The 6,354-nt window shown below is 67.0% G+C and carries 5 protein-coding genes; 4 read left to right on the forward strand and 1 reads right to left on the reverse strand.

Annotated elements, in window-relative coordinates:
- Nucleotides 1-279 precede the first annotated feature (279 nt).
- The 3 genes from GRX66_RS15275 (at nt 280) to dpsA (ending at nt 3,307) form a co-directional block, all read left to right on the forward strand.
- Nucleotides 280-1,233 carry a cation diffusion facilitator family transporter gene (locus GRX66_RS15275; RefSeq protein WP_159527320.1) on the forward strand — a complete coding sequence of 318 codons (954 nt, stop codon included), beginning with the start codon at nt 280-282 and terminating at the stop codon, nt 1,231-1,233.
- 274 nt (nt 1,234-1,507) lie between these two features.
- Nucleotides 1,508-2,581, forward strand: coding sequence for a M23 family metallopeptidase (locus GRX66_RS15280; protein WP_159527321.1), 1,074 nt, complete (start codon nt 1,508-1,510; stop codon nt 2,579-2,581).
- Nucleotides 2,582-2,758: 177 nt separating this feature from the next.
- Nucleotides 2,759-3,307 carry a DNA starvation/stationary phase protection protein DpsA gene (gene dpsA, locus GRX66_RS15285; protein WP_159527322.1) on the forward strand — a complete coding sequence of 183 codons (549 nt, stop codon included), beginning with the start codon at nt 2,759-2,761 and terminating at the stop codon, nt 3,305-3,307.
- Between the two features lie 131 nt (nt 3,308-3,438).
- On the opposite strand, the gene GRX66_RS19605 is transcribed toward dpsA, so the two are convergent.
- Nucleotides 3,439-3,591, reverse strand: coding sequence for a DUF7331 family protein (locus GRX66_RS19605; RefSeq protein ID WP_201293052.1), 153 nt, complete (start codon nt 3,589-3,591; stop codon nt 3,439-3,441).
- A 172-nt stretch (nt 3,592-3,763) separates the two neighbouring features.
- Between GRX66_RS19605 and GRX66_RS15290 the strand changes: the two genes are divergently transcribed.
- Nucleotides 3,764-6,016: an ATP-dependent DNA helicase gene (locus GRX66_RS15290; RefSeq protein ID WP_159527323.1), complete on the forward strand. Its 2,253-nt coding sequence runs from the start codon at nt 3,764-3,766 to the stop codon at nt 6,014-6,016.
- Nucleotides 6,017-6,354 lie beyond the last annotated feature (338 nt).

The raw sequence follows: 6,354 nt of genomic DNA on the forward strand, positions 1-6,354 counted from the left end.
CCGAGAAACCCGCCGAACAGCGGCGCGACGGCTGCGAGCAGCCACGTCCGCGAGGCGTCAAGCGTTGCGACGCCCGCCACGAGCAGCGCCGTCGCGGCGAACCCCGCGACGCCGGACAGGTAGCGTTTCCGCCGCTCCGCGTGCCCGATGTTGCACGCACCCGGTCGGTACTCGGCCATACCCCCGGTACGGTGTGCGAGCCCGTGTGTGTATCGGTGCTCGAAGACTCCCGTTCGAGTGTGCCAATGCCTATGTATCCGCCGACGAAACCCCCAGAGGATGGCTAGTAGCAAGTCCGTCGTGCTCGCCGCGCTGGTCGCGAACGGCGCGATCGCCGTTCTGAAGTTCGGCGGATTCCTGCTCACGGGGAGTCCCGCGATGCTCTCGGAGACGTATCACTCCATCTCGGACACCGGGAACCAGGTGTTCCTGCTGGTCGGCATCCGGTACGGGGCGCGTGACGCGACGCGCTCGCATCCGTTCGGGTACGGAAAGGCGCAGTTCTTCTACTCGTTTCTGGTCAGCGTGATGCTGTTCGGCATCGCGGGCTGGGAGTCCGCGAAACACGGGTATTCCGCGCTGACGGGGCACGGCCGAGTGCTGTCGGCCCAGGCCGAGTTCCTCGGCTTCCAGTTCCCGGGCGTCTGGGTGAACTACGCCGTGCTGTTGGGCGGGATCGCGTTCGAGTCCTACGCGTTCAAGAAGGCGTACGCGGAGATGAGCCGACAGATCAACGACCACGGGTGGAGCGGGTTCCGGGAGGCGTTTCGCCGGACGAGCGATACGACGACGCTGACCGCGCTCACGGAGGACACGGTGGCGTTGCTCGGTCTGGGCCTGGCGCTGGTCGGGGTGTTCCTCACCGAACAGACCGGCGACCACGTCTACGACGCGGCCGCGGCGCTACTCATCGGGGTGTTGCTGATGGGGTTCGCTGTCGCGCTGGCGTGGGAGAACAAGCGCCTCCTGCTCGGGGAGAGCCTCCCGAAGTCGGACGAAGACGAGCTCAGGCGGATCGTCGAGGAGTGGGACGACGTGGCGTCCATCGAAGGCTTCCGGACGGTGTACTTCGGCCCGAACGACATCATCGTGACGGCAGACCTCGCGTTCAACGACGGGCTGAAAACCAACGGGATGGACGATTCCATTACCGCGCTCGAGGACGCGCTCAAAGCGGCGAATCCGGCAATCTCGAAGGTGTACGTCGAACCCGAGAGCGACGACGGGACGTGACCGCGGAGAGTTCGGTCTCCACCGGACAGCGGGCGCCTTCGTGTGATTCGCTGGTGGATACGGGGGTTGTGGACAGGTCGCAGCCGTAGCTGGGAGTTACACCGGAGACGAGGGTACGGCCGCGCTCCTCGACGAACCGCAGAGTAACGCGGCCGTTCCCAGCCCGTGGACTAACCACTCGAAACCGTCCGCGGAATCGAAGTATGGCGTTAGTATCTCGCAAATTTTAGCCACCAAAATGTATACAACCCTACGGGAACGAACTGCGGGACCGATGGCGTCGTCTTTGTCTCACCCTGCTGCGTCGTCGTCAGAGGAGGCGCTCGCGGACCGGGTCGCCCGCATCTCGTTGCTGCTCGGCCTCCTTGGGCCGCTCGGATTTCTCGAAGCCTTCCAGCACGTGCACAGCATCTTCGAGATCGCGGAGCTGTTTTACATCTTCTTCCTGTTTTTCCTCGTCCCGCCGGCGCTCACGGTGCTGAGTGGAATCTGGAGCGGGGTCCGTTCACTGCACCGACGCCTGACAGGGACAGCACAGGGCTCGGCGTCGGTCTACGAGGCGGACGATCCGCGTTCGTGGATCCAGATGGGGTACAAGGCGAGCCCCCTCAAGACGCTGCAGGTCGTGGCGTTGGTCGTTCATCCGAACACTGTGATCCGCGGGCTGTTCCAGATGGCGGGCGCCGTCGTCGCGTACGTCCGGCACGGCGGCCGGCTTCCGAGGCCGGAGACGTTCGAATCGACTGTCGAGTACCGGCCACCGTTCGACGGTGAGTGGACCGTCGTAAACGGGAGCCCGGACAAGCGGTATTCGCATTCGTGGTTCCCGGTGCGGCAGCGATACGCCTACGACTTCGTCGTCACTGACGACGACGGCGCAACGCACGACGGCAGCGGCGGCCTGGAGTCGTTCTACTGCTTCGACGAGCCGATTCTGGCGCCGGCCGATGGAACCGTAGTGCGGGCGAAAGATGGTCACCGCGACCACCATCGCACCACGGGCTGGGTGGATCCGCTCCAGTACAGGCTCGCCGGGAACTACGTCGTCATCGAGCACGCCGAAGACGAGTACAGCTTCCTCGCTCACCTGAAGCGGGGGAGTGTCTGCGTCGAACCCGGGGAGGACGTGACGCGGGGGCAAGTGATCGGTCGCTGCGGCCACTCGGGGAACTCCAGTGAACCACACCTCCACTTCCACGTGCAGGACCATCGCATCCCGTACGTCGGCGCGGGCCTCCCAATCACGTTCGACGCGGCGACGAATCACCCCGAGCTGTCGTCGGCCGAGCGCACGCAGACGTACGTCCACTGCGGCCAGACAATCGCGTACGATACCAACTCCGAATGACGGACACCGGCGGGTGAGTCGGCGGGGGGAGCGGGCAGCCACGCGCTCCGACGCTCGCAAAGCCGAGCCACAGTAGCAACATCACCTACAGAAGAGCGAATTTGATTTTTGGATGCCCAAAATTATATTTCTCCATGGTGAACCTTTAAGTGGGTAGCGAGCGAACGTAGGAGTGTTATGAGCGCCCAGAAGCACGTGCTGAAGCACGCCGGCGACGTAGAGGGTTCCGAAGGACTTCGGATGGACGAACAGAAGGCCGAACAGATTATCGACGCGCTGAACACTGACCTCGCGGCGACCTACGTGCTCTACCACCAGCTGCGCAAGCACCACTGGAACGTCGAGGGCGCGGAGTTCCGCGACCTCCACCTGTTCCTCGGCGACGCCGCCGAGAACGCGGAGGCGTTCGCCGACGAACTCGCGGAGCGCGCGCAGGCGCTCGGCGGCGTCCCGCACGCCAGCATGACGACGCTCGAAGCAGAGTCGCCGGTCGAGCCCGAGGACGAGGACGTCTACGACATCCGGACGTCCCTCGCCAACGACCTCGAGATGTACGGCGACATCATCGAGACGCTGCGGGAGCACGTCGACCTCGCGCAGAACCTCGGCGACCACGCGACCGCGGAGATCCTCCGCGAGAACCTCGTGCAGGTCGAGGAGGACGCCCACCACGTCGAGCACTACCTCGAGGGCGACACGCTGGTCACCGCGGACACGATGGAGTAGGCGTCGGCCGCGGACCGTCGACAGCAGCCTGACCCACCACGGTTTTTCGGCGAACGCGACCCGGGAAGTAGCGACGCCGGGGATTTCGCTGGAGCCGCAGACGCAGTGAGAAGCCGTCAGCGAGCGCAGCGTTATCGTTCGAGTTCGACGGTGTGGTCGGTGGAGATCCAGCCGTCGGGGTTGTCCGCCTCGGTGAATACGGTCCGGTCCGGCGAGGACTGGAACGCCGCGACCGACTCCTCGGGGGTCGAGGTCTCGTCCTCGTGGTCCTGCGTGACTGCCATTACGCTCCGGTAGGGCCCCAACCACGAATATATGTTTTGGTCGCCCTAAACCGAACGGGAGGGGGCGATAGCGGCCACACAGCCCGCGACTCCGGCCGCACGGAGCCGGACGTTTATACGGCGTGCCGACCAATCGAGCCCTATCGTGGCCGCGAGTGACGCCCCCGACTACATGGAGTACTTCCCGAAGCCGTCGCCGTACGACAACCAGCGGGAAGCGATGGACATCATCCGGGGCGCGCTGGACACCGGCCGGGACGTCCTCTTCGAGGGCGCCTGCGGCACGGGGAAGACGCTCGCGGCGCTCGCGCCGGCGCTGGCGCACGCCCGCGAGGCGAACAAGACAGTGGTCATCACGACGAACGTCCACCAGCAGATGCGGCAGTTCGTCCGGGAAGCCCGCGAGATTCACGACGCCGCGCCGATCCGGGCCGTCGTGTTCAAGGGGAAGGGGTCGATGTGCCACATCGACGTCGACTACGAGGAGTGCCAGGTCCTCCGGGACAACACCCACGAAGTCGTCGACGCCGAGCGCGACAAGCGCGAACTCGAACAGCGCCAGCAGGCGCTCCTGGAGGAGAGTCAGGCGGGCGACGCGGAGGCCGCCGAGGCTCGGGAGGCCGTCCTCGAGGAGCTCGCGTCCGTCGACGCGGACCTCGAGGACCTCCGCGAGGGGAACATCTGCGAGCGCTACTACGAGAACCTCGCCGGCGACAACGACGACTTCTACCAGTGGCTCTACGACGGCGTCCGCACGCCCGAGGACATCTACCAGTACGCCGAAGACGCCGGCGTCTGCGGGTACGAACTCCTGAAGGACGGCATCGAGGGCGTGGACCTCGCGGTCTGCAACTACCACCACCTGCTCGACCCGGGAATCCGCGCGCAGTTCTTCCGCTGGCTGGGCCGCGACCCCGAGGACGTGGTGGTGGTCTTCGACGAAGCGCACAACATCGAGGACGCCGCCCGCGAACACGCCACGGAGACGCTCACGGAGAACACCCTCGAGAACGCGCTCTCGGAGCTCGAGGAGGTCGACGACGCCCGGGGAGCGGCCGCCGAACGCGTGGTCGCTGCGTTCCGGGACGCGCTCGAGGCGACCTACGAGTCGTCGTTCGGGCCGGGCGGCGACGGCCCCGCCCGCGTGAAAGCCGAGGTCGGCGCGAACTGGGAGGACGTCCCCGTCGCGAACGACGACCGGCGCGACGACCTGACCCTGGCGTTCCTCCAGCAGTACACGGGCCCCGGCATCAAGGAAGACGTCGACGAAGCGCTGGCGCTCGGAGAGTCCCTCGACGAGGAGTACGACGAGGCGTACCGGAACGGCGAGACGACGACCCGCCGGGAGTGTTTCGTCCTGCAGGCGGCGGAGTTCGTGGAGACGTACGTCGAGGACGGCGACGAACTCGGCCAGTACCCGACCGCGGCGGTGCGCCGCGACGAGGGCACCGACGAGGTCTACGGCCGCGCGGAACTGTACACGTGCATCCCGCGGGACGTCACCACTGACCTCTTCGACGCCGTCCACGCCAGCGTCCTGATGAGCGCGACGCTGCGCCCCTTCGACGTCACCGCGGACGTCCTCGGCCTCGACGACCCGGAGACGATGGCGTTCGGCCTCCAGTTCCCCGAGCAGCGCCGCCGGACGTTCGCCGTGGACACGGAGCCGCTGTTCTCGTCGAACCGCGAGGACCCCGCGACCCAGCAGGAGGTCTCGGGCGCGCTCCGCGACGCCGTCGAGTTCACGCCCGGGAACTGCCTGTTCTTCTTCCCGAGTTACGCGGAGGCCAAGCGCTACCACGATCTGCTGGGCGAGGCGCCACGCGCCTCGGAATCGTCGAGCGGGCGACGCCCGCGAGACGGGGGCGTCGACGCCGCGCGCTACCTCGACGAACCCGGGACGAGCGCCGAAGAACTCCGGCAGTCGTTCGTCGCCGACCGGAACGGCGTGCTGTTCACGTCGCTGTGGGGGACGCTCGCCGAGGGCGTGAGTTTCGACGGCGACGACGCCCGCACGGTCGCCGTGGTCGGCGTCCCCTATCCGCACCTCGACGAGCGCGCCGAAGCCGTCCAGAACGCCTACGGCCGCACGTTCGGCGACCGCGAGGAGACCCGGAGCGGCGGCCGCCACAGCAGCGAGGACGCGGGCTGGCGGTACGCCGTCGAGATTCCGACCGTCCGGAAGACACGGCAGGCAATCGGGCGCGTCATCCGCTCCCCGGAGGACTTCGGCGTGCGGATGCTCGTCGACCGCCGCTACACGAGGGCCAGCCGCACCGAGATGCGCAAGTACTCCGTGAACCCGACGTTCCCGCCGGAGGACCGCCGCGAACTCGTGGACATCGACCCCGAGAAGCTCCGGTTCTCGATGCTGAACTTCTACACGGACCTCGACGCGTACGACGGCGACCCCCCGAGTCCGTGATCGACGGCGCTCCCGGTCACCCTGCGTCCGAGTCCAGCGACAGGCGTCCGTCCGGGAGGCAGGGACGTTCCCAGTTTCTGACAATTGGGGGCGCTCTGAATGATGCTTCCGTTCGACTCATAGGTATGAACTGGGGGACAATTCCGAACTCGGGCAGTCGGACGCGGAGACTGGCGGCGGCCGCCGGTGCTGTCGTGGTACTGGTCGGTCGCTCCGGAGCGAGGCGGATCCGGGATTCCGTGGCTCTGGGTGGGGATCGGAGGCGCTGTCGTGGTCGCCGCCGTCGCCGAGCGGCTTCCGCGTCGCGGCGGTCGGCGGCGGCGAGTGATGCGGCTGGC

It is taken from the genome of Halobacterium bonnevillei, from assembly GCF_009831555.1.
Classification (GTDB): Archaea; Halobacteriota; Halobacteria; order Halobacteriales; family Halobacteriaceae; genus Halobacterium; species Halobacterium bonnevillei.

Excerpts from the sequence above, each read along its gene's own strand:
- GRX66_RS15275 (WP_159527320.1), top strand. The coding sequence starts at position 280 with ATGGCTAGTAGCAAGTCCGTCGTGCTCGCCGCGCTGGTCGCGAACGGC.
- GRX66_RS15280 (WP_159527321.1), top strand. The coding sequence starts at position 1,508 with ATGGCGTCGTCTTTGTCTCACCCTGCTGCGTCGTCGTCAGAGGAGGCG.
- dpsA (WP_159527322.1), top strand. The coding sequence starts at position 2,759 with ATGAGCGCCCAGAAGCACGTGCTGAAGCACGCCGGCGACGTAGAGGGT.
- GRX66_RS19605 (WP_201293052.1), bottom strand. The coding sequence starts at position 3,591 with ATGGCAGTCACGCAGGACCACGAGGACGAGACCTCGACCCCCGAGGAG.
- GRX66_RS15290 (WP_159527323.1), top strand. The coding sequence starts at position 3,764 with ATGGAGTACTTCCCGAAGCCGTCGCCGTACGACAACCAGCGGGAAGCG.